Origin of the sequence: Streptomyces sp. NPDC001351, from assembly GCF_042896045.1 — a bacterium.
In the GTDB taxonomy this organism is placed as follows: domain Bacteria; phylum Actinomycetota; class Actinomycetes; order Streptomycetales; family Streptomycetaceae; genus Streptomyces.
Genome location: NZ_JBIAWS010000003.1, coordinates 365,761 through 385,396, shown reverse-complemented (window position 1 = coordinate 385,396; position 19,636 = coordinate 365,761). Strand labels below are relative to the sequence as shown.

The following is a 19,636-nucleotide window of genomic DNA, read 5'->3' as shown; positions in this document are numbered from 1 at the left end:
CGGACATGGGTCGGGGAACGGTTTCCCTCCCCCGAAGGCAACCGTTCCCCGACCCTCCCCCGGCGCCGGACTGTGGACCGGCTGACCGCGTGGGTGCGGATCTGTGCTGTCACCAGCACATGACCGCTGTTTCCCCCGGTCCCCACGCGGAGTACAGACGTACTCGGACGAAGTAGCGACGGCCCTTGACGAGCCGGGCCTTGAGGGTGGCGTTGTGCGGTGCTCCGCCGTCGTCCCGGCCGGCGAGATATCGGGGCTCCCCGTCCCGCTCCTCGAAGACCACGAGGACGCAGTCGCTCGCGCCGAAGCTGCCGATGGTGTACTCGCGGGTCTCCGGCGGGTCGACGGTGAAGTCGGCCTGCTCGCCGGGGCCGAGGCCCAGCGGCGCCGAGCGGAAGGGCACCAGCGCAGGCGGCCGCGGCACATCGGCCGGCGGGTACCAGCGCAGCACGAACTCCTTGTCGGCCGGCGAGAGCGTGCCGGGCGGGTTCAGGCCGCCGCGGAACTGCTCCGGCTCCAGGATCAGCCCGTCCGGGAACGGGTACTCCATGATCGACTGCGGATCCCAGACGGAGCCGTTGACCTCGTCCGGGTCGAGCTTGCGCAGGATGTTGAAGTACGTCCTGTCCCGGCTCCAGAAGTTCGGCGGGCCCGCCAGATCGGCGTAGACGGCCTCGTCGTCCCAGTGGATGCCGGCGAACGGGCTCTGGTGCTCGTGCAGCATGCCGAGCGCGTGCCCGATCTCGTGCAGGGCCGTCCCGCGCTCCCCGGGCGCGGTCAGGTCCCAGCCGAAGTTCATGGTCCGTTCGTTCTTCCCGGCCCGCAGGCAGTCCTTGCCCACCATCGACCAGGAGCCGTCACCGAGCTGGAACCCGATGCGCAGCTCGGCCTCCGAGCGGTCGCCGACCTCGACGAAGGACACGCCGATGCCGAGGCCCTGCCACTCCTGGAAGCACTCGCGCACCACGTCCCGCTGTTCCTTGGCGCCGGCCCACGACACCCGGCGGGACCGCCCGGTTCCCGGTACGGGAATGACCGACCCGTCGGTGTCGCCGTCGAAGAACCAGTAGTGCAGCACGGTGCCGTTGACCCACATCGACCGTCCGCCGATGAGCGCACTGAGCCGCTCGGCGGTCAGCCCCGGTGTGAAAGCGGGGGCCGACTGCTGCGCGAGGGAGCAGTAGCGTCCGGTCATGCGCACAGGTTGCCGTGGGCAGCGTCACGGGCGCCTGAGTCGAGGGCTACTCAAGTCACCCTGTATCAGGGGTGAGTACTCGCGCTCATACTCCCGTGACGACTTTCGAACGCGACGCGAAGGCCCTTGAACTGCCCTGGCAGTTCACCGGACGTGAGGACGAGCTCGAGCTGATCCGCCGCTCCCTGACCGCAGGCCGGCACGGCATCGTGGTGACCGGGCCGGCCGGCAGCGGCAAGACCCGCCTGGTCACCGAGGCCGTACGGGGCAGCGACCGCACCCGTGCGGCCGGGACACCCGAGACCCGGCACATCCCCTTCGCCGCGTTCGCCCATCTGCTGCCCGAGGCGGTCTCCCTGCACCGGGCGGTCCAACTCCTGTCCGGCGTACGGCTGCTGGTGGTCGACGACGCGCACCTGCTCGACGACGCCTCGGCCGCCCTCGTGCACCAGCTGGCCGTGCACGGCCGCACCCGGCTGATCGTCGTCGCCGCCGACGGCGGCCCGTACCCCGGCGCGATCTCCCGGCTGTGGACCGGCGAACTGCTGCCGCGCCTCACCCTGGAGCCCCTGCCCCGCGAGGACACCGAACAGCTCCTGGCGGCGGGCGTCGGCGGCAGCCTGGAGCCGCTCACCCTGAACCGCCTTCACCACCTGTGCCAGGGAGACCTGAGGCTGCTGCGCGAACTGGTGGACGCGGTGCGCGAGCAGGGCCTGTTGACCCGCCTCCTGCCGGACACGGACGAATGGGCGTGGCGGGGCCCGGTGCCGGTGACGACGACCGTCCGCCAGCGCACCGCCGAGCTCCTCGAACGCCCCGGCCCCGCCGAGCGGGACACCCTCGAACGCCTCGCCTTCGCAGAGCCCCTGCCCCTGCACATGGACGACCTCGACCTGCGGATCCTGGAAAACCTCGAGGGCGAGGGCCTGATCCGCGTCGACGACCAGGGCACCGTCCGCCTCGCCCACCCGCTGCACGGCCCGGTGCTACGTGCCGCGGCCGGCAGGCTCCGGGCGAGGCGGCTGGCCCGCACACCGGCCCAGTGCGCCGCGGCCCTCACCGCCGAGTCGGACGCGCTGACCCGCCGGATCGAGCAGGCGGACGTATGGCCGCTGCCGACGCCCGTGGGGGAGTGGCTCGCGCAGGAGGGCGCACCGGTGCCCGCCGGGTACGCGGCCGTCCGGGCGAGGTTCTCGCGGCTTCGGGGGGAGCTGCGGGAGGCGGCGGCTTGGGCGCGGGAGGGGCTGCGGGACGCGTTGGGGGACGCGTCCTGCCGCACCGAACTCGCCCTGGCCGCCGCCCAGTCGGGAGACGCGGCGGCCGCCCAGGAGGCCGCCGCGGGCTGCCCGCACCTGGACGAGCCGACCGCATGGCTGATCGCGGCCCGCGGGGACGTGGAAGGGGCGCTCGCGGCGATCGGCGACGCCACCGACGGCATGGTGCAGCGGTACGGCGACGGCAGCGACCGTATGGCTGCCGGCTCCGACAGCGCGTTCGCCCTCTACGACGCCGTACGCCTCGGAGCCCCCGAGAAGGTCGCCGAACGCCTCCCGGCCGACGGCGTGTTCGCCAGGCATGCCGAGGCGCTGGCCCGTGGGGACGGCCCCGCGCTGGACCGGGCCGCGGAGGCGCTGGAGGGGCGCGGGTTCCTGCTGTTCGCGGCCGAGGCGCACGCGCAGGCCGTACGCGCGCACCGCGACCCGCGCGCCGCGCGCACCTCACGCACGCGTGCCGTCGCCCTGGCCCGCCGCTGCCAGGGCGCCCGTACACCCGCCCTGTCCGGGCTGGTCCTGGGCGAACTGACCGCCCGCCAGCGGCAGATCGTCACCCTGGCGGCGGCGGGCCTGAGCAACCGGCAGATCGCGGAACAGCTGACGCTGTCCATCCGCACCGTCGGCAACCACCTCTACAGCGCCTACGCCCGGCTCGGTGCCAGCGACCGGGGTGCGCTGCCGTGGCTCGTGGAGCTGCCGGACGCGCAGCCGGCCTGAGCCGCGCCCTAGAACCGGCGGTCTGACCCCCAGTATTCGGGGGAGGGGTCAGGCCGCCGACCGCTGCCCGGAGCGCCGGGCGTGTCCCGGCACGCGCATTTCCAGCGCCACGCGTTCGAGCTGTACGTGCACTTGATCGGCGTGCCGCCCGCGGGCGCGGCCGTCACGGTCGCCGTGATGGTCGTCGCGGGCTTGACCTCCGCATCGAGTGGCCGTCGGTTCGCCGTTCGCGGGGGAGGCGATGAGCACGCCTGCGAAGAGCAGGCCCGCGCCGCCGAGCCACGCGCGCCTGCGTTTGCGCAGCGGCCGGACAACCGGTGAGCTTGGCGCAGGCGAACACTCCCCAGGCGGAACCTCATCAGCAGTCCCCGGCGAAGCGGACAACCGGCGATTCGCCCGTGCCGTCAGGGAGATGCGGGCCCCTGCGAGTTCAGGCCGCCCCGAACGCCGTGAACGCCCACCCCGTGGCCTGGTGCAGCGCGTCCCCCGGCAGCGAGGCGCGCGCGTCGCGCAGGGCCTCGGCCAGGGACAGGCCCGCGCTCAGGCCCTTGTGCAGGGCGAGCATCAACGGCACCACGGCGTGGTCGTTGACGGGTGCGCTGCTGGCCACCACTCCCGCCGTGCCGAGCGGCAGCAGGGCGGTGACCAGGCCGAGGAGTTCGTCCGCGCCGACCGAGGCGAGGCGGGCGGTGTCGCAGCTGGACAGGATGATCCGGTACGGGCTGCGGTCCAATCGTTCGAAGTCGTGCACGATGAGCGGGCCGTCGGCCATCCGCAGCGCGGAGAACAGGGGGCTGTCGGCGCGGAAGGTGCCGTGCGCGGCGATGTGGGCGAGCGCGGCGCCGTCGAGTTCCTCCAGGACGCGCGGCACACGCGCGTCCTCATGTTCCAGGAGGGTCGGTCTGCCGTAGCGGTCGGCGAGTTCGGGCACTTCCGCGCCGCCGGTGGCGAGCCCCGGCCCGCGCACCAGGACATGGCGGCCGCCGGGCGGCGGCTCTGTCTCGTGGGCGCGCAGCCAGCTGCTCGCCGACGGCGACACGCTCAGCACCCGTTCCCGCAGCGACGGCAGCAGCGCCCACGGCACGCGGTGCAGCCGGCCGGGCGGTACGACCACCACCGGGCCCGAGCCCAGGTGGGCGGCGGCCGGGCCGAGCAGCAGCTCCTCCAGGCGGCGGCCCATCGCCTCGACCACCGGAAGCCGCGCCTCCGCGCCCGGGTGGGCCAGCCTGCGCAGCCCGGCCTGCACGTGCTCGGCCTCGGTCTCGGCATCGGCGAGCAGCCCTGCCTCGAACCGCCGCACCCGCCCCTGCCCGCACAGCAGCACCTGGACCCGCCCGTCGAGCACGGCGAGCTCCACCAGCCGCACCTCGCCCAGCCGTTCCAGCAGACGGCCGACGTCGAAACGGTCCCCGTCGCCGGGCGCGTCGCCGCGCATGTGCAGCGTCCGGGAGCGGATCTCCCGCTCCAGACGCCGCTGTTCACGCTCCAGGGCGGGGATCGGGCGGCCGTCGCTGCGGGCCTCCTCCGCGCGGGCGGCGATCTCCCGGAACGCGGTCAGGTTGCCGAGCAGGGCCGGGTCGGCGGGCGGCCGGGTGGGCGGGGTGGACAGGACGGTGGCACGCCAGCGTTCGCTCCACATCAGCAGCCGGCGCGGGCTGCCCGAGTCGAGGCTGGCCTGCTGGGCCAACGCGGCCAGCTCCGCCCCCTGTTCGGTGGCACGGGCCCGCAGTTCGGAGGCGCCCAGCGTCATCCGGTGGTCGTCGAGCACGTCGAGGCCGCGCCGGCACGCCTCCAGGACACCCCGGCCGGAACCCGCGGCCCGCGCGCGCAGCGCCTGCGCGGCCCAGCCGGTCATCCGCGCCAGCGGCGGCCCGCTGTGCCGGCTGCGGGCGGCGACGGCCAGATGCCGCTCCGCGTCAGCCGTCCAGCCCAGCGAGAGCGCGATCCGGCCCGCCAGCAGCGAGGCCTCCGGGGCGGCCGGCGCGCCGAAGGAAGCGAGCCGTTCGGCCACCGCCGCCGCGTCCGCGACCAGACGTCCCGAGCGGCGCCCGGCGGCCACCCGCGCCTCGATCAGCACCAGCCGGGCATGCGTCTCCCACCAGCTGCGCCGCTGCCCGGCGAACAGCCGCACGGCCAGCGCCGCGCGCGCGATCGCGGTGTGCGGATCACCCGCCAGACGCGCCGCGCGGGCCGCGACCAGCAGCAGCTCCGCCTTGCGGGTGGACTGCCCGCCGATGCCGTCGAGCGCCCCTGTGGCGGTGTCCGCCTCGGCGAGCGCCTCCGGGGCGAGCCCGGCGGCCATCAGCACCTCGCAGCGCCGGATGTAGAGCATGAACGACGGGGTGCCGAGCTTGGCGTAGCGCTCCTCGGCCTCGTCCAGCAGCCGCAGCGCGAGGGGGATGTCACCCGACCGGAACGCGGCAAGGCCCCGGCTCTCCACCACGTCCGCCTTGTCGTGCTCCTGGCCGGTGGTGTCCCACTGCGCGTGCGCGGCCGTGAAGTCCGCCTCCGCCCGGTCCACCGCGCCGAGCGCCAGATGCACCGTGGCCCGCAGGGTCAGCGCCCGCGCCGTCCAGATGACGTCGTCCGCCTGCCGCAGCACCGGAATCGCCTTGCGTACGTCCTCCAGCGCCTCCCGGTGCCGGCCCAGCACCCAGGAGGCGTAGGCCCGCCGGAACAGGACCCGCGCGCGGGTGTGCCCGCTGCTCACCGCGACACCCCGCTCCAGCGCCTCCAGACCCTGCCGGGTGCGGCCGGAGTGCACCAGCGCCACGCCGAGGGTGGCCAGGATGTCGCCCTCCCGGTCGGGTGCCTGGGCACGCGCGGCCAGATCGCGGGCACGGCGCAGATGGTGCAGCGCGATCCGCAGGTCGCCCCAGTCCCGCTGCCAGATGCCGATCACCTGGTGCGCGACGGAGGCACGCCACGGCGTGGGATCGGAGTCCAGTACGCCCTGCGCCCGCGCCCGGGCCTCGCCCGGGTCGGCGAACACCATCGGCAGCAGTTCGAGAACCGAGTCGCTTCCCGCTGTCACTCAAAGGATGGTAGTGGCCGTGGGTTGCGCCCCACACCGGTTTGGCGCTGTATCAATGGACGGCTCCGCGACTCTGTCTGACGACAGTCGCCTCTAGGGGGAGGACACGCCATGGCACCTCAGCGATTCCACGAACAGTTCGACCAGATCCAGCGTTCGATGCCGGACGTCTCCCTGGCCATGGGACCCGACGACGCGGCGGAGTTCATCTACGAGAAGGGCGTGGTCCTGGCCCGCGACGGTGAGGATGCGCGGCTCGTCGAGGACACCGTACGCACCCACTTCACCGAGGCGACCGGACTGACCGCCGACCATGTGCGGCGGGCCGGCCCGGAGACCAACCGCTCGGGCATCACCCGTATCCAGGTCGGCGACCCCGGCCACGGCGACCGGCGCGGCGACCGGGCGGTCGCGCACGCCCTGCGGGCCATGCGCGAGCACGAGGCACGCGCCGAGCGCCGGCTGGTCAGCCGCAACCACGTGGTGTCGATCGCGGTCAACTCCTGCCCCGGCGACGAGCCCGTGCCCGCCCCGCTCACCCAGGGCACCAACCCGGCCGCCGCCGAGGCCGGTTACGACGCGGACACCGCCGTCGGCGTCCTGGTCATCGACAACGGCCTCACCCACGACCACGGCACGGTTCCGCTGCTCGCCCACGTCCAGGGCGACCTGCACGGCACCGAGACCGACGCCCAGGGCGACCTGCTGCAGTACGTCGGCCACGGCACGTTCATCGCGGGCCTGCTGGCGGCCGTCGCACCCAACACGAACATCACCGTGCGCAACACCCTCAACGACGCCGGCGCGATCCTGGAGGACCAGTTCGGGCAGCGGCTCTTCGACGCCGTCGACGAGCACGGCTGGCCGGATGTCATCAGCCTCTCCGCCGGCACCGCCAACGGCCGCGACGACGGCCTGCTCGGCGTGCGGAGCTTCATGGACGAACTGCGCCGGCGGCGCACCCTGCTGGTCACGGCCGCCGGCAACAACTCCAGCGCGTCGAAGTTCTGGCCCGCCGCCTACGCCGATCTGCCCGACTACGAGGACGCCGTGCTCTCGGTCGGAGCGCTGCGCAGCGACGGCGAGTTCGGCGCCTGCTTCTCCAACTACGGCTCCTGGGTGAAGGCCTACGCTCCCGGAGAGCGGCTGACCAGCACGCTGACCGGCTTCGACGCGCCCGTGCCGTACGTCTACCAGCACTCCACCTACGACGCGTGCCGGTACCACTTCACCTACGCGTGCACCTGCCAGTACCCGCGGCACACCGGCGTGCTGAGCACGGCGGGAACCCCCACCGCCGGCAAGGCGGACCAGGTGATGTTCGAGGGCTACGCACACTGGAGCGGCACCTCGTTCGCCACCCCGGTCGCCGCGGGCATGGTCGTCGCCTACATGACCGCCAACAAGCTGGGTGATGCGCGTGCCGCCCGCAGGAAGCTCCTCGCGGAGACCGGGGCGTACGCGGAGGTGCGCGGGGCGCATGTGCCGGCGCTGCGCCCGCCGACGTGGCGCCCCACGCCCGTCACGCAGCTGGCACCTCCCGCATGAGGTCCGGAACGGTCCCCTCCACGGCGTACGATGACTTGCCGTACACGAGGGGTGGGGCCGTGGACCGAGCAGATGTCGGCGCGTTGGTCCAGTCCGCCGTCGACGGCGACGCGGCGGCCTGGAAGGCGCTCGTGGAGGGCCTGAGCCCACTGGTGTGGTCCGTGGTGCGCGCGCACCGGCTCTCGGACGCCGACGCACACGAGGTGTACCAGACGGTGTGGTTCCGATTCGCCCAGCATCTGGGGCGCATCCGCGAACCCGACAAGGCCGGGTCGTGGCTGGCCAGTACGGCGCGCCACGAGTCCCTGAAGGTCCTCAAGGGCTTGAGGCGGCTGACCCCGACGGACGATCCGCAACTGCTGGACCGGGTCAGTGAGGACCGTACGCCCGAGCAGTCGTTCCTCGACCTGGAGGAGGCGGCCGCCGAGACCGAGCGCATCCGGCACCTGTGGCAGGAGTTCGAGGAACTCGGCGATCGCTGCAGGCAGTTGCTGCGCGTCCTCATGGCCTCGCCGCCGCCCAGCTACCAGGAGGTGTCCGCGGCGCTGGGTATCGCCGTGGGCAGCATCGGACCGCTCCGCCAGCGCTGTCTGCGGCGCCTGCGGGCACGACTGGAAGCACGGGGAGCGGCGTGACCGACATGAACAACGCCAACAACAACGCCAACCACAACGACGACATCAACGACCTGGGCGACATCGACGGGGTCAACGGCATCGACGGCATCGACGAGGTGGCGTACGACCTGGTGGAGGAGGAGCTCCGCAGGGCCGCCGCCATCCTGGACCCGGTTCCGGCCCAGCTGCGGCAGATCGCCGTCGAGGCCTTCGCGCTGCACGACCTCGACGCCCGCATCGCCGAGCTGACCTTCGACTCCGTGGTGGACGCCATCCCCGTCAGGGGAGCGACGGACGTGCCGCGGATGCTCACGTTCCACGCGGGCGGGGTGACCGTCGACGTCGAACTGACCGCACAGGGGCTGATGGGACAGGTGCTGCCGCCGCAGACGGCCGGCATCGAGGTGCTCAGCGGCCCGCAGGCCGGCTCGCCGCTGACCACCGACGACATGGGGCGCTTCACCTACGGCGAACCTCCCGCCGGCCCGTTCGCGCTGCGGCTGCGGACCGGCGAGGGAGTGCTCGTCACGGACTGGGTGACGGTCTGACGCGGGGCCCTGCCCTCACCAGGTGACGGGCAGGGTCTGCGGCCCGCGGATCATGGTCTTGCGGCGCCAGACGACCTGGTCGGCGGGGACCGCGAGCCGCAGGCCCGGCAGCCGTTCCAGCACCGTGTCGACGAGGAGTTCGGTCTGCAGACGGGCGAGCACGGCGCCGGTGCAGTAGTGCACGCCGTTTCCGAACGCCACATGCGGATTGGGGTCGCGGTCCGGGTCGATCCGGTCCGGGTCGGGGAAGACGTCCGGGTCGCGGTTGGCGGCCAGGTAGGAGACGTACACCGGGTCACCGGCACTGATGCGGTGGCCGTGCAGCTCGACGTCCTCCAGGGCGATGCGGGCCAGACCGACCGAGGTACGGTGCGGGATGTAGCGCAGCAGCTCGTCCAGCACCCGCCCGCGCGCCTGCGGCTGCCGCATGCGCTGCATCAACTCCGGCCGGGTGAGCAGCAGGAACAGCATCTGCCCGCAGTTGTGGGTGACGGCCTCGCCGCCGATCTGCAGCGGCCCGGCGAGGCCCACGGCCTCCTCCTCGCTGATCTCGCCCCGGCCGACGGCGGCGCCGAGCAGCGCGTACACGTCCTCGTCCGTGCTGTGCGCCCGGGCCCGGATGGTGTCGGTGATCCAGCCGTACATGCCGTTCTTGGCGCGGTCGGCGGCCGCGGACCCGCCGGAGGTGGAGATGATCTGCCGGGTCCAGGCATGCACCTGCTCCCGGTCCTCGGCGGGCACCCCCATCACCTCGCTGACCAGGGTGATCGGGAAGGGCTCGAGGACCCGCTCGACGAGGTCGGCCGGCGGCCCGTCCCGCACGACCCCGTCGAGCAGTCCGTCGAGGATCTGCTGCGCGCGGGGCCGCAGCCGCTTCATCGCGCCCACGGTGAAGGCGCCGGCGACCGGTTTGCGCAGCCGGTTGTGGTCGGGCTGGTCGGCCCAGGCGAGCGAGCCCGGCCGGGGCGCGAAGTTGGGGGCGAGCCGGGTCACCTGACGGCGGGTGACCTCCGTGCGGCTGAACCGCGGATCGTTGGTGATCAGCTTCACGTCCTCGTAGCGGGTGGCCAGCCACGCCCAGCCCTCGCCGTGCGGCAGCCGGATGCGGGTGAGCGGGCCCTCGCGCATGAGGTCCGCGAGCACCGGGTCGAACTCCGTCCCGGCCAGGTCGTGCGCGGGCCACTCCCGTACCGGGGGCGGGACCTGCTCCGTCAGCGTGGTGGTCTCCTCAGTCATGCCCTCCACCCTCACCTCGGCCCGGACGCCTGTCGCGCGGGAGTGCTCCAGCCGGAGGGCGGGAGCCCTGCCTCAGCCGGTCACGGCGTCGACGAGCGCGGCCAGCGCCCGCGCCGGCCGGGTCAGCCCGGGGCCGGCGGGCCCGCCCGGCTCGGTCATGTAGGTGTCCCGGCGGAGCTCCACCATCAGGGCGCTCACCCGCGGGTCCTTCCCGTAGAACTCCAGCGGCACATACGCCCCGCTGAACGGGCTGTCGAGTCCTGTCTCCCCGCACGCCGCGAACGCCTCGCGCGCCGCCGCCTGCAGCCCCGGCGGTGTGTGGAAGGAGTCGGTGCCCAGACAGACGGGCGGCCGCGGTCCCTCGCCATGCAGCTCATAGGGCAGCGGCGCGCTCGGGTAGGAGTGGACGTCGACGATCACGGCCCGCCCGGTGGCGGCCAGCCGGTCGGCCACCGCCTCCGTCATGGCCTGGGCGTACGGCCGGAAGTACCGTTCGATCAGCGGCGCGGGGTCGGTGTCGTCGGCCCGCAGCGCCTCCCGGTGCGTGGTGCGCGTGTACACGGCGCCCATCCCGACGGCGAGCATCTCCTCCCGCTCGTCGGGAAACCGCTCCGGATCGACCACCAGCCGCGAGAGCCGGTTCACGAACCGCCAGGGAGCGACCCCGGCCAGGTCGGCCGCCGCCGCGGCGATCTCCGCCGTGTGCGCGTCGGTGATGTGGTCCAACTCCCGCTCCAGCGCGGGCCCGTCCAGCACGATGCCCGCCCGCACCTCGGCCGGAATCTCCCGCGCCGAGTGCGGCACATGAAGGAGGACGGGGGAGTGGGGCGCGCCGGGCAGCAGCGCGTAGGACGGTGCCGGCACGGAGGGGTTCATCAGCGCCGCCCGCCGAACTCCCAGGCGTGGACCTCGACGTCCGCGTAACGCTCCGCGGTGAGGACGGCACGGGCCCGGTCCGGGTCGGGAGCCCGCAGCAGCGCAGCGGTACCGAGCCAGGCGACGCCGTCGTCCGACAACAGCGGACCGTACGCGATCAACTCGTCACGGTCGGCGGGCACCTCGAGGTCGGCCGCCGGGCCGGAACCGAGGCCGAGCACGAGGTAGCGATTGCCGCCGTTCGCGCCCCCGGGAAACTCCCACATGGTGCGGCCCAGCAGATTCCGCCACCGCCGCACCAGCACGTCCCGGTACACCCCGGCCTGGTGGTTGGGCTCGTCGAAGGCGAACGCACGGGCGGCCGCGGCGTCGGGCAGGCCGACGATGTGCACACTCCCGGAAGGCGTCTCGCCGTCGTCGGCGAAGGTCGGGCCCCGGGCGATCAGCTCCGCCGCGTACCGGTCCATGTAGGACCAGTGCTCCTCCACCAACTCCCCGCGCAGGCCGAGGGATCCGGTTCGATCACGGTGGTAACAGAAGAACTCCATGGTCACAGCCTGCCAGCTCCCGCCAGGAGTCGCCGCGTGATATCCGTACGCCCCGAGGGCTTACGGTGTGGACCGCCTTCGTTCGACGAGAACCGGTGGGGGAGCAGCATGCGCATCACCAACCAGCAGGTCATCGAGCACGCCTTTCTGGAAGTGCTGTACGAGGACGACTACTTTCCCGACCGGGTACTGGACCGCGGCAAGGCGATCCTGCTGGGCCTGTGCGAGCGCATCGAGGCCGAGCGGCCCGCAGACCTCGCCGCGCTCTATGCCCTGACGCAGGCGGCCACGGAGGAGTTCAACCTCCTGGAGGCCGCGTTCGACGCCGCAGGCAGTGAGATCGAGACCGTGGCACGGGAGGAGATCGGCGGCGACTTCTGGTTCATCGCCCAGGCCTACGGCTTCGAGGACGCGGACGCGGAGGAGCTGATCGCCACCCGGGAGTGGTGAGCCGTGGGCGGGGTGACGCAGCCACGGGCCGTTGTCAGTGCCGTCGCCTACTGTCGGATCATGACCGTCCACGAGCTCTCGCGCACCGACGCCCGCCGTATCGCCGTACGCGCCCAACTCCTGGACGCCGTACGGCCGGACGGGCTGCTCGACGTGGTGCGTGGGCTGACCCTGTTGCAGATCGACCCGACCGCCGCCGTCGCGCCCAACGCCGACCTGGTGGCGTGGAGCCGACTCGGATCGCCGTACGCACCAGGACAGTTGAGCGCGGCACGGGAGAGTCGCACGCTGCTGGAGCTGCAGGCGATGATCCGGCCCGCCGAGGATCTCGCGCTGTACCGCGCCGAGATGGCCGAATGGCCCGAGCGGGGCACGCCCTCCTCGTGGCGTGAGCATCACCGGTCATGGGTGGCGGCCAACGACGCCTGCCGCCGGGACATCCTCGACCGGCTCGGCGCCGAAGGGCCACTGCCCTCCCGTGCCCTCCCGGACACCTGCGCCACACCGTGGAAGTCGAGCGGCTGGACCGACAACCGCAATGTCACCAAGCTCCTGGAGCTGATGGTGCAGCGCGGTGAGGTCGCCGTAGCCGGGCGCAGCGGCGGTGACCGGCTGTGGGACCTGGCCGGCCGGGTCTACCCCGACCTCCCGCCGGTCCCGGTGGAGGAAGCGCTGCGCATCCGCGACGAGCGGCGGCTGCGCGCCCTCGGCATCGCCCGCGCCCGCGGGCCGGAGTGCCCGGTGGAGCCGGCGGACGTGGGCGAGGCGGGTGAGCCCGCCGTCGTGGAGGGGGTGCGGGGCAGGTGGCGGGTGGACCCCGATCAGTTGGGCCTGCCCTTCGAGGGGCGGGCGGCACTGCTGTCGCCCTTCGACCGTCTCGTCCACGACCGCAGACGCACCGCCGAGCTGTTCGAGTACGAATACCAGCTGGAGATGTACAAGCCCGCCGCCAAGCGCCGCTGGGGCTACTTCGCGCTGCCGGTCCTGTACGGGGACCGGCTGGTCGGGAAACTCGATGCCACCGCGGACCGCAGGGCCGGAGTGCTGCGGGTCGGCGCCGTCCATGAGGACGTCCCGTTCACCCCGGCCATGGCGGCGGAGATAGGCCGGGAGATCGAGGACCTGGCCCGCTGGCTCGAGCTGGAGCTCGTACTGCCCTGAACGAGTCACTGCTCGACCGGTGAGGAGCCGACCGGCCTGTCGTCAGCCGGCGCCGCTGACTCCCGACGCCACGAAACGCCGGTGCAGCGGTGAGAACGCGGACTCCGGCCCGCCGGTGATGCCGGCCTCCTTGACGGCGGGTGCCGGCACGGCCGGCGAAGAACCGCTCGACGTCGGACTGGGTGTTCCCCCGTCGGTGACGTGCAGGGCGTCCCCGTCGAACGCGGGACGGCGGTCACCTCCCGTGGCAGGCCGTTCGTGACACGGCTCCGCCCCGGCCGGGCAGTGTGCCGGCCGGGGCGGAGTCAGGAACGGGCCGTCGAGGCCCGGTGCGTCAGCTCAGGGACGCCAGCGCCTCGTTCCAGGTGGCCGAGGGGCGCATGACCGCGGCGGCCTTGGCCGGGTCGGGCTGGTAGTAGCCGCCGATGTCGGCAGGCTTGCCCTGGACGGCGAGCAGCTCGTCGACGATCTTCTGCTCATTGGCGGTGAGCGTCTCGGCGAGCGGGGCGAAGGCCTTCGCCAGGTCCGCGTCCTCGGTCTGCGCGGCCAGCTCCTGCGCCCAGTACAGGGACAGGTAGAAGTGGCTGCCGCGGTTGTCGATGCCGCCGACGCGACGGGTCGGGGACTTGTCCTCGTTGAGGAAGGTCGCCGTGGCGCGGTCGAGGGTGTCGGCCAGGACCTTGGCGCGGGTGTTGCCGGTGGCCGTGGCGTACTGCTCAAGGGACGGCACCAGCGCGAAGAACTCGCCCAGCGAGTCCCAGCGCAGGTAGTTCTCCTTGACCAGCTGCTGGACGTGCTTCGGCGCGGAGCCGCCGGCGCCCGTCTCGAACAGGCCGCCGCCCGCCATCAGCGGGACGACCGACAGCATCTTGGCGCTGGTGCCCAGCTCCAGGATGGGGAAGAGGTCGGTGAGGTAGTCGCGCAGCACGTTGCCGGTCACCGAGATGGTGTTCTCACCGCGGCGGATGCGCTCGATGGACAGCTTGGTCGCCTCGACCGGGGCGAGGATCCGGATGTCCAGGCCCTCGGTGTCGTGCTCCGGCAGGTACTGCTTGACCTTCTCGATGATCACGGCGTCGTGGCCGCGGGTCTCGTCCAGCCAGAACACCGCCGGGTCGCCGGTGGCGCGGGCGCGGGTGACGGCCAGCTTCACCCAGTCGCGGATCGGCGCGTCCTTGGTCTGGCAGGCGCGGAAGATGTCGCCGACCGCGACCGGCTGCTCCAGGACGACATGGCCGGCCTGGTCGACCAGACGGACCGTGCCGGCCTTCTTGATCTCGAAGGTCTTGTCGTGGGAGCCGTACTCCTCGGCCTTCTGCGCCATCAGACCGACGTTCGGCACCGAGCCCATGGTGGCGGGGTCGTAGGCGCCGTTGGCGCGGCAGTCGTCGATGACGGCCTGGTAGACGCCGGAGTAGGAGGAGTCCGGCAGCACCGCGAGGGTGTCGGCCTCCTGGCCGTCCGGGCCCCACATGTGGCCGGAGGTGCGGATCATGGCCGGCATCGAGGCGTCGACGATGACGTCGGACGGCACGTGCAGGTTGGTGATGCCCTTGTCGGAGTCGACCATCGCGAGGGCCGGGCCCTCGGCGAGCTCGGCGTCGAAGGAGGCCTTGATCTCGGCGCCCTCCGGCAGGCCCTCCAGACCCTTGTAGATGCCGCCCAGACCGTCGTTCGGGGACAGGCCGGCCGCGGCGAGGGTCTCGCCGTACTTGGCGAAGGTCTTCGGGAAGAAGGCGCGCACCACGTGACCGAAGACGATCGGGTCGGAGACCTTCATCATCGTGGCCTTGAGGTGCACGGAGAACAGCACGCCCTCGGCCTTGGCGCGGGCGACCTGCGCGGCCAGGAACTCGTTGAGCGCGGCGGCGCGCATCACGGAGGCGTCGACGACCTCGCCCGCGAGCACCGGTACGGACTCGCGCAGCACCGTGGTGGTGCCGTCCTCGCCGAGCAGTTCGATGCGCAGCGTGCCGGCCTCGGAGATCACCGTGGACTTCTCGGTGGAGCGGAAGTCGTTCTCGCCCATGGTCGCGACGTTGGTCTTGGACTCGGGGGTCCAGGCGCCCATGCGGTGCGGGTGGGTCTTGGCGTAGTTCTTGACCGAGGCGGGGGCGCGGCGGTCGGAGTTGCCCTCACGCAGCACCGGGTTCACGGCGGAGCCCTTGACCTTGTCGTAGCGGGCCTGGATCTCCCGCTCCTCGTCGGTCTTGGGGTCGTCCGGGTAGTTCGGCAGCGCGTAGCCCTGGCCCTGCAGCTCGGCGATCGCGGCCTTCAGCTGCGGGATCGAGGCCGAGATGTTCGGCAGCTTGATGATGTTGGCCTCGGGCGTCTTGGCCAGCTCGCCCAGCTCGTGGAGGGCGTCCGGGATCCGCTGGTCCTCGGTCAGGTACTCCGGGAACAGGGCGATGATGCGCCCGGCCAGCGAGATGTCACGGGTCTCCACAGCGACACCCGCCTGCGAGGCGTACGCCTGGACCACCGGCAGGAAGGAATACGTCGCCAGGGCCGGGGCCTCGTCAGTGTGCGTATAGAAGATGGTCGAGTCAGTCACCGGGTGCTCCGCTCCACGTCTGCAACATTGCTCGACATCAAGATATCTCCTGATCGAGGTCGGCTCGACAGGGGTCCGGCCACACGTCCCACACTCCGGAACCGATCTGCGCTCCCGCCGTGCAACCAAAGCGGCCGATCTTGGGTCCTGGAAGGAGATCGTGCATCTGTTCGTCGACGGCCGGAGCTGACCTCCCGGCCGCCAGAGCGAAAGCTGACCATGAGATATCGCAGCAGAGTGACGGCCCCCGCGGCCGCCCTGATCGGCACGGCCGCGGCACTGACCGTGGGGGGTACGGCGTCCGCCGCACCGAACGGCAGGCGCACGCCGAAGGACGACGGCACGCCGGGCCCCGAGACCCTCGGCGACTCCGTCTTCCCGGCCCTCGGCAACGACGGCTACCGCGCCTTGGCCTATCACCTCGACTTCTCCTACGACCCGACGACCAAGCTCGTCGACGCCACCGCCGTCCTGAGGATCAGCACCACCCAGGCGCTCAGCCGCTTCTCCCTGGACGCCCTCGGCCTGGACATACGCTCCGTCCGCGTCGGCGGCCGCACCGCCGCCTTCGAGCAGGCGGACGAGAAGCTGCGGATCACGCCCGACCGCCCGCTGCCCGCCGGGGCCCGGACGACGGTGTGCGTCGAGTACGGCGCGGACCCGAGCCGCACCCTCGCGCACACCGCCTGGGTCGTCACCCCGGACGGCTTCGCGATCTGCCCGCAGCCGAACTCGGCGCACACCGTCTTCCCGTGCAACGACCACCCGTCGGACAAGGCGGACTTCACCTTCCGCGTCACCGTCCCGGCCGGTCTGCGGGGTGTCGCGAACGGTCTGCTCACCGGCACCGAGACCCTCGCCGACGGCCGCACCGCGTACTCGTACCGCTCCAGTGAGCAGATGGCCACCGAACTGGTCCAGATCACCGTCGGCGACTACGTCGTCAAGGACCGGCAGGGCCCGCACGGGCTGCCGCTGCGGGACGTCGTGCCCACCGCCCGGGCCGCCGCCCTGGAACCGGCGCTGGCGCTCACCCCCGGGCTGGTCGACTGGCTGGAGCAGCGGCTCGGGGCGTTCCCCTTCGAGACGTACGGGCTGCTGCCCTGCAACTCCGACAACCCGAACGCCTTCGACTTCACCGGCCTGGAGACGCAGACCCTCACCCTGTACAAGCCGAACTTCCTGCTCCAGGAGGAGAAGAAGATCGGCTCGCACATGATGCACGAGCTGGTCCACTCCTGGTTCGGCAACCTCGTCAGCCCCGCCAACTGGGCCGACCTGTGGCTGAACGAGGGCCACGCCGACTACTACGGCCTGTTGTACCGCTACGAGCGCGGCTGGACGGACTCGCTCGGCTACAGCACGTTCGAGGACCGCATGAAGTACACCTACGGCGTCGGCGACCAGTGGCGCCACGACTCGGGGCCGGTCGCGGCCCCGAACGCGGTGAACCTCTTCGACAGCCAGCGCTACACCGGCGGCGTCCTGGTCCTCTACGCGCTGCGCCAGGTCGTCGGCGAGGACGTCTTCCACGCCATCGAGCGGTGCTTCCTGGACCGGTACCGGGGCTCCTCGGTGACGACGGACGACTACATCGCCGTCGCCTCGGAGGTCTCGGGGCAGGATCTGTCCGGATTCCTCAAGGACTGGCTCTACGGTACGAAGACGCCGCGGATGCCCGGCCACCCGGACTGGACGGTCAAGCCGGTGAGCTCCGCGCTCGCCTCCCCGCACAGCCGCCGGGGCGGGCACTGGCACGAGAACTCCGCGACGCTCTGACCTCGTCGACCCTTGAGGTTCTCAGTCGAGGCGGGCGGCGGACACGTCGCCCGCCTCGACGACCGTCCCCTGCGGGCCGCGCTGCTGCGGGATGGTCACGGACCCCTGCTGCAGCGCCACCGTCCGCGCGGGGGCCGGGATACGGATGCCCTCCTCGCGGTAGCGCTTGTGCAGCGCCTTGATGAACTCGTGCTTGATCCGGAACTGGTCGCTGAACTCGCCCACGCCCAGGATGACGGTGAAGCCGATCCGGGAGTCGCCGAAGGTGTGGAAGCGGATCGCCGGCTCGTGGTCCGGGACCGCTCCCTCGACCCCGGTCATCACCTCGGCGATGACGTCCATGGTCACACGCTCGACGTGCTCCAGATCGCTGTCGTAGGCGACACCGACCTGGACGAGGATCGTCAACTTCTGCTCGGGGCGCATGAAGTTGGTCATGTTGGCCTTCGCCAGCTCCCCGTTGGGGATGACGACCAGGTTGTTGGAGAGAGCGCGCACGGTCGTCTGACGCCAGTTGATGTCCTCGACATAGCCCTCCTCGCCGCTGCTCAGCCGGATGTAGTCGCCGGGCTGCACGGTCTTCGAGGCCAGGATGTGGATGCCCGCGAAGAGGTTGGCGAGGGTGTCCTGCAGCGCCAGCGCGACGGCCAGACCGCCCACGCCCAGCGCGGTGAGCATCGGAGCGATCGAGATGCCCAGCGTCTGCAGCACCACCAGGAAACCGATCGCCAGGACCAGCACCCGGGTGATGTTCACGAAGATCGTGGCCGACCGGGCGACCCCGGAGCGGGACGTGGTGACCGCCCGCACCAGACCGGCGATCACCCGGGCCGCCGTCACCGTGACGACGAAGATGAGCACCACCGTCAGCACCTGGTTGACGTGGTTCTGGACCGTCCTGGTCAGCGGCAGCGCCGCCCCCGCGGAGGCCGCGCCGCCCACGATCGCAGCCCACGGCACCACCGTGCGCAGCGCGTCGACGATGACGTCGTCGCCGCTCCAGCGGGTGCGGTCGGCGTGCTTGCCCAGCCAGCGCAGCAGCATGCGCAGCAGGAATGCGGCCAACAGGCCCGCCGCCAGCGCGACTGAGGCGATGACCAGGTCGTCCACGGTGAGCGCTCGGTTCACCGGCTACCTCCAAGTTCGGGATGTGCAGCCGCTCATCCTGCCCTATTCCGCACAGGAGTTCGTACCTGGTGGCCGGTCGGACGGTGCGGTTTCGGACGGCGCCCTGCACCAGGGACGGGACGCTCGAGGTCACCGTCACACGTCCGTGAACGACCCGCCCCGCCCGGCCCCGGCCGCGAACCGGGCCACCCCCTCCAGGCCCTCCGCCAACACCCCTGTCCCGTACCGGAGTTCGGCCCGCATCGCCGTCGACTCGTCCAGCCCGTCCTGCTCCAGCACCGACGCCCGGTCGCCCCGCAGACAGGCCTGCGGGAAGCGGGCGATCCCGGCGGCCAGGGTCTCCGCCGCGGTGCGTGCCGTGCCGGTGGGGACGAGGCGGTTGGCGAGGCCGATCTCGTAGGCCTCGCCTGCCGGTACCGCCCGCCCGGTGAGGATCATGTCCAGTGCGCGGCTCTGCCCGATCAGCCGGGGCAGCCGTACCGTGCCGCCGTCGATCAGCGGGACGCCCCAGCGGCGGCAGAACACGCCGAAGACGGCGTCCTCCTCGGCGACCCGCAGATCGCACCAGAGTGCCAGCTCGAGCCCGCCGGCCACGGCGTGCCCCGCGACCGCGGCGATCACCGGCTTCGACAGCCTGAGCCGCGTCGGCCCCATCGGGCCGTCGCCGTCCTCCGCGACCCGGTTGCCGCGGTCGGTGCCGAGCGCCTTGAGGTCGGCGCCCGCGCAGAACGTGCCGCCCTCGCCCCACAGCACCGCCACCCGCGCCTCGTCGTCGGCCTCGAACTCCCGGAAGGCGGCGACGAGTTCGGCGGCCGTCGGACCGTCCACCGCGTTGCGGACCTCGGGGCGGGAGAGCACGACGGTGGTGACGTGTCCCTGGCGTTCGGTACGGACCGGCATGCTGGGCCTCTTTCTCCGACAGTGCCGGTGCGGGCGGCCACCGGCGGGGCGATCGTGCAACGGCTGTGCGA

The 19,636-nt window shown here is 72.3% G+C and carries 16 protein-coding genes; 8 read left to right on the top strand and 8 right to left on the bottom strand.

Annotation, left to right across the window (positions count from 1 at the left end; all coding sequences use genetic code 11):
• Positions 1-109 precede the first annotated feature (109 nt).
• A complete protein-coding gene (locus tag ACFY1U_RS12065; protein WP_390694007.1) occupies positions 110-1,195 on the bottom strand; it encodes a M12 family metallopeptidase in 1,086 nt (361 codons plus the stop codon).
• 95 nt (positions 1,196-1,290) lie between these two features.
• Between ACFY1U_RS12065 and ACFY1U_RS12060 the strand changes: the two genes are divergently transcribed.
• The gene (locus ACFY1U_RS12060; RefSeq protein ID WP_390694006.1) at positions 1,291-3,186 is read left to right on the top strand and encodes a LuxR C-terminal-related transcriptional regulator; all 1,896 of its coding nucleotides are present in this window, start codon (positions 1,291-1,293) and stop codon (positions 3,184-3,186) included.
• 81 nt (positions 3,187-3,267) lie between these two features.
• A complete protein-coding gene (locus tag ACFY1U_RS12055) occupies positions 3,268-3,507 on the top strand; it encodes a hypothetical protein (protein ID WP_390694005.1) in 240 nt (79 codons plus the stop codon).
• A 109-nt stretch (positions 3,508-3,616) separates the two neighbouring features.
• On the opposite strand, the gene ACFY1U_RS12050 is transcribed toward ACFY1U_RS12055, so the two are convergent.
• A complete protein-coding gene (locus ACFY1U_RS12050; RefSeq protein ID WP_390694513.1) occupies positions 3,617-6,181 on the bottom strand; it encodes a CHAT domain-containing protein in 2,565 nt (854 codons plus the stop codon).
• A gap of 150 nt (positions 6,182-6,331) precedes the next feature.
• Between ACFY1U_RS12050 and ACFY1U_RS12045 the strand changes: the two genes are divergently transcribed.
• The 3 genes from ACFY1U_RS12045 to ACFY1U_RS12035 are packed head-to-tail and all read left to right on the top strand — an operon-like array spanning position 6,332 to position 8,933.
• The gene (locus tag ACFY1U_RS12045) at positions 6,332-7,768 is read left to right on the top strand and encodes a S8/S53 family peptidase (protein ID WP_390694004.1); all 1,437 of its coding nucleotides are present in this window, start codon (positions 6,332-6,334) and stop codon (positions 7,766-7,768) included.
• A gap of 59 nt (positions 7,769-7,827) precedes the next feature.
• Positions 7,828-8,403 (top strand): RNA polymerase sigma factor, encoded by a 576-nt coding sequence (locus tag ACFY1U_RS12040; protein ID WP_390694003.1) that lies wholly within the window; start codon positions 7,828-7,830, stop codon positions 8,401-8,403.
• A 5-nt stretch (positions 8,404-8,408) separates the two neighbouring features.
• A complete protein-coding gene (locus ACFY1U_RS12035; RefSeq protein WP_390694512.1) occupies positions 8,409-8,933 on the top strand; it encodes a hypothetical protein in 525 nt (174 codons plus the stop codon).
• Positions 8,934-8,948: 15 nt separating this feature from the next.
• On the opposite strand, the gene ACFY1U_RS12030 is transcribed toward ACFY1U_RS12035, so the two are convergent.
• From ACFY1U_RS12030 to ACFY1U_RS12020, 3 genes are all read right to left on the bottom strand, one after another.
• Positions 8,949-10,169, bottom strand: coding sequence for a cytochrome P450 (locus tag ACFY1U_RS12030; RefSeq protein ID WP_390694002.1), 1,221 nt, complete (start codon positions 10,167-10,169; stop codon positions 8,949-8,951).
• Between the two features lie 72 nt (positions 10,170-10,241).
• Positions 10,242-11,045 (bottom strand): N-formylglutamate amidohydrolase, encoded by an 804-nt coding sequence (locus ACFY1U_RS12025; RefSeq protein WP_390694001.1) that lies wholly within the window; start codon positions 11,043-11,045, stop codon positions 10,242-10,244.
• Positions 11,045-11,593, bottom strand: a complete 549-nt coding sequence (locus ACFY1U_RS12020) for a YciI family protein (RefSeq protein WP_390694000.1) — start codon at positions 11,591-11,593, stop codon at positions 11,045-11,047. Before ACFY1U_RS12020 ends, ACFY1U_RS12025 begins: the two co-directional genes overlap by 1 nt.
• Positions 11,594-11,701: 108 nt before the next feature.
• On the opposite strand from ACFY1U_RS12020, the gene ACFY1U_RS12015 reads away from it, so the two are divergent.
• Both ACFY1U_RS12015 and ACFY1U_RS12010 read left to right on the top strand, forming a co-directional pair.
• Positions 11,702-12,043 (top strand): DUF5713 family protein, encoded by a 342-nt coding sequence (locus tag ACFY1U_RS12015; protein WP_390693999.1) that lies wholly within the window; start codon positions 11,702-11,704, stop codon positions 12,041-12,043.
• 60 nt (positions 12,044-12,103) lie between these two features.
• Positions 12,104-13,204: a DNA glycosylase AlkZ-like family protein gene (locus ACFY1U_RS12010; protein WP_390693998.1), complete on the top strand. Its 1,101-nt coding sequence runs from the start codon at positions 12,104-12,106 to the stop codon at positions 13,202-13,204.
• Positions 13,205-13,538: 334 nt separating this feature from the next.
• Here ACFY1U_RS12010 and ACFY1U_RS12005 read toward each other — a convergent pair whose 3' ends face one another.
• Positions 13,539-15,758, bottom strand: a complete 2,220-nt coding sequence (locus tag ACFY1U_RS12005) for an NADP-dependent isocitrate dehydrogenase (protein ID WP_390693997.1) — start codon at positions 15,756-15,758, stop codon at positions 13,539-13,541.
• Between the two features lie 219 nt (positions 15,759-15,977).
• Between ACFY1U_RS12005 and ACFY1U_RS12000 the strand changes: the two genes are divergently transcribed.
• Positions 15,978-17,537 (top strand): M1 family metallopeptidase, encoded by a 1,560-nt coding sequence (locus ACFY1U_RS12000; RefSeq protein ID WP_390693996.1) that lies wholly within the window; start codon positions 15,978-15,980, stop codon positions 17,535-17,537.
• A gap of 21 nt (positions 17,538-17,558) precedes the next feature.
• Here the strand turns inward: ACFY1U_RS12000 and ACFY1U_RS11995 are convergent, their stop codons facing one another.
• Complete coding sequence (locus ACFY1U_RS11995) at positions 17,559-18,665, bottom strand: mechanosensitive ion channel family protein (protein WP_390693995.1); 1,107 nt, start codon at positions 18,663-18,665, stop codon at positions 17,559-17,561.
• A 135-nt stretch (positions 18,666-18,800) separates the two neighbouring features.
• The gene (locus ACFY1U_RS11990; protein ID WP_390693994.1) at positions 18,801-19,565 is read right to left on the bottom strand and encodes a crotonase/enoyl-CoA hydratase family protein; all 765 of its coding nucleotides are present in this window, start codon (positions 19,563-19,565) and stop codon (positions 18,801-18,803) included.
• Positions 19,566-19,636 lie beyond the last annotated feature (71 nt).

Coding starts and splice junctions, on each gene's coding strand:
- ACFY1U_RS12065 (WP_390694007.1), bottom strand. CDS start 1,195: ATGACCGGACGCTACTGCTCCCTCGCGCAGCAGTCGGCCCCCGCTTTC.
- ACFY1U_RS12050 (WP_390694513.1), bottom strand. CDS start 6,181: ATGGTGTTCGCCGACCCGGGCGAGGCCCGGGCGCGGGCGCAGGGCGTA.
- ACFY1U_RS12045 (WP_390694004.1), top strand. CDS start 6,332: ATGGCACCTCAGCGATTCCACGAACAGTTCGACCAGATCCAGCGTTCG.
- ACFY1U_RS12035 (WP_390694512.1), top strand. CDS start 8,409: ATGAACAACGCCAACAACAACGCCAACCACAACGACGACATCAACGAC.
- ACFY1U_RS12030 (WP_390694002.1), bottom strand. CDS start 10,169: ATGACTGAGGAGACCACCACGCTGACGGAGCAGGTCCCGCCCCCGGTA.
- ACFY1U_RS12025 (WP_390694001.1), bottom strand. CDS start 11,045: ATGAACCCCTCCGTGCCGGCACCGTCCTACGCGCTGCTGCCCGGCGCG.
- ACFY1U_RS12020 (WP_390694000.1), bottom strand. CDS start 11,593: ATGGAGTTCTTCTGTTACCACCGTGATCGAACCGGATCCCTCGGCCTG.
- ACFY1U_RS12015 (WP_390693999.1), top strand. CDS start 11,702: ATGCGCATCACCAACCAGCAGGTCATCGAGCACGCCTTTCTGGAAGTG.
- ACFY1U_RS12010 (WP_390693998.1), top strand. CDS start 12,104: ATGACCGTCCACGAGCTCTCGCGCACCGACGCCCGCCGTATCGCCGTA.
- ACFY1U_RS12000 (WP_390693996.1), top strand. CDS start 15,978: ATGAGATATCGCAGCAGAGTGACGGCCCCCGCGGCCGCCCTGATCGGC.
- ACFY1U_RS11990 (WP_390693994.1), bottom strand. CDS start 19,565: ATGCCGGTCCGTACCGAACGCCAGGGACACGTCACCACCGTCGTGCTC.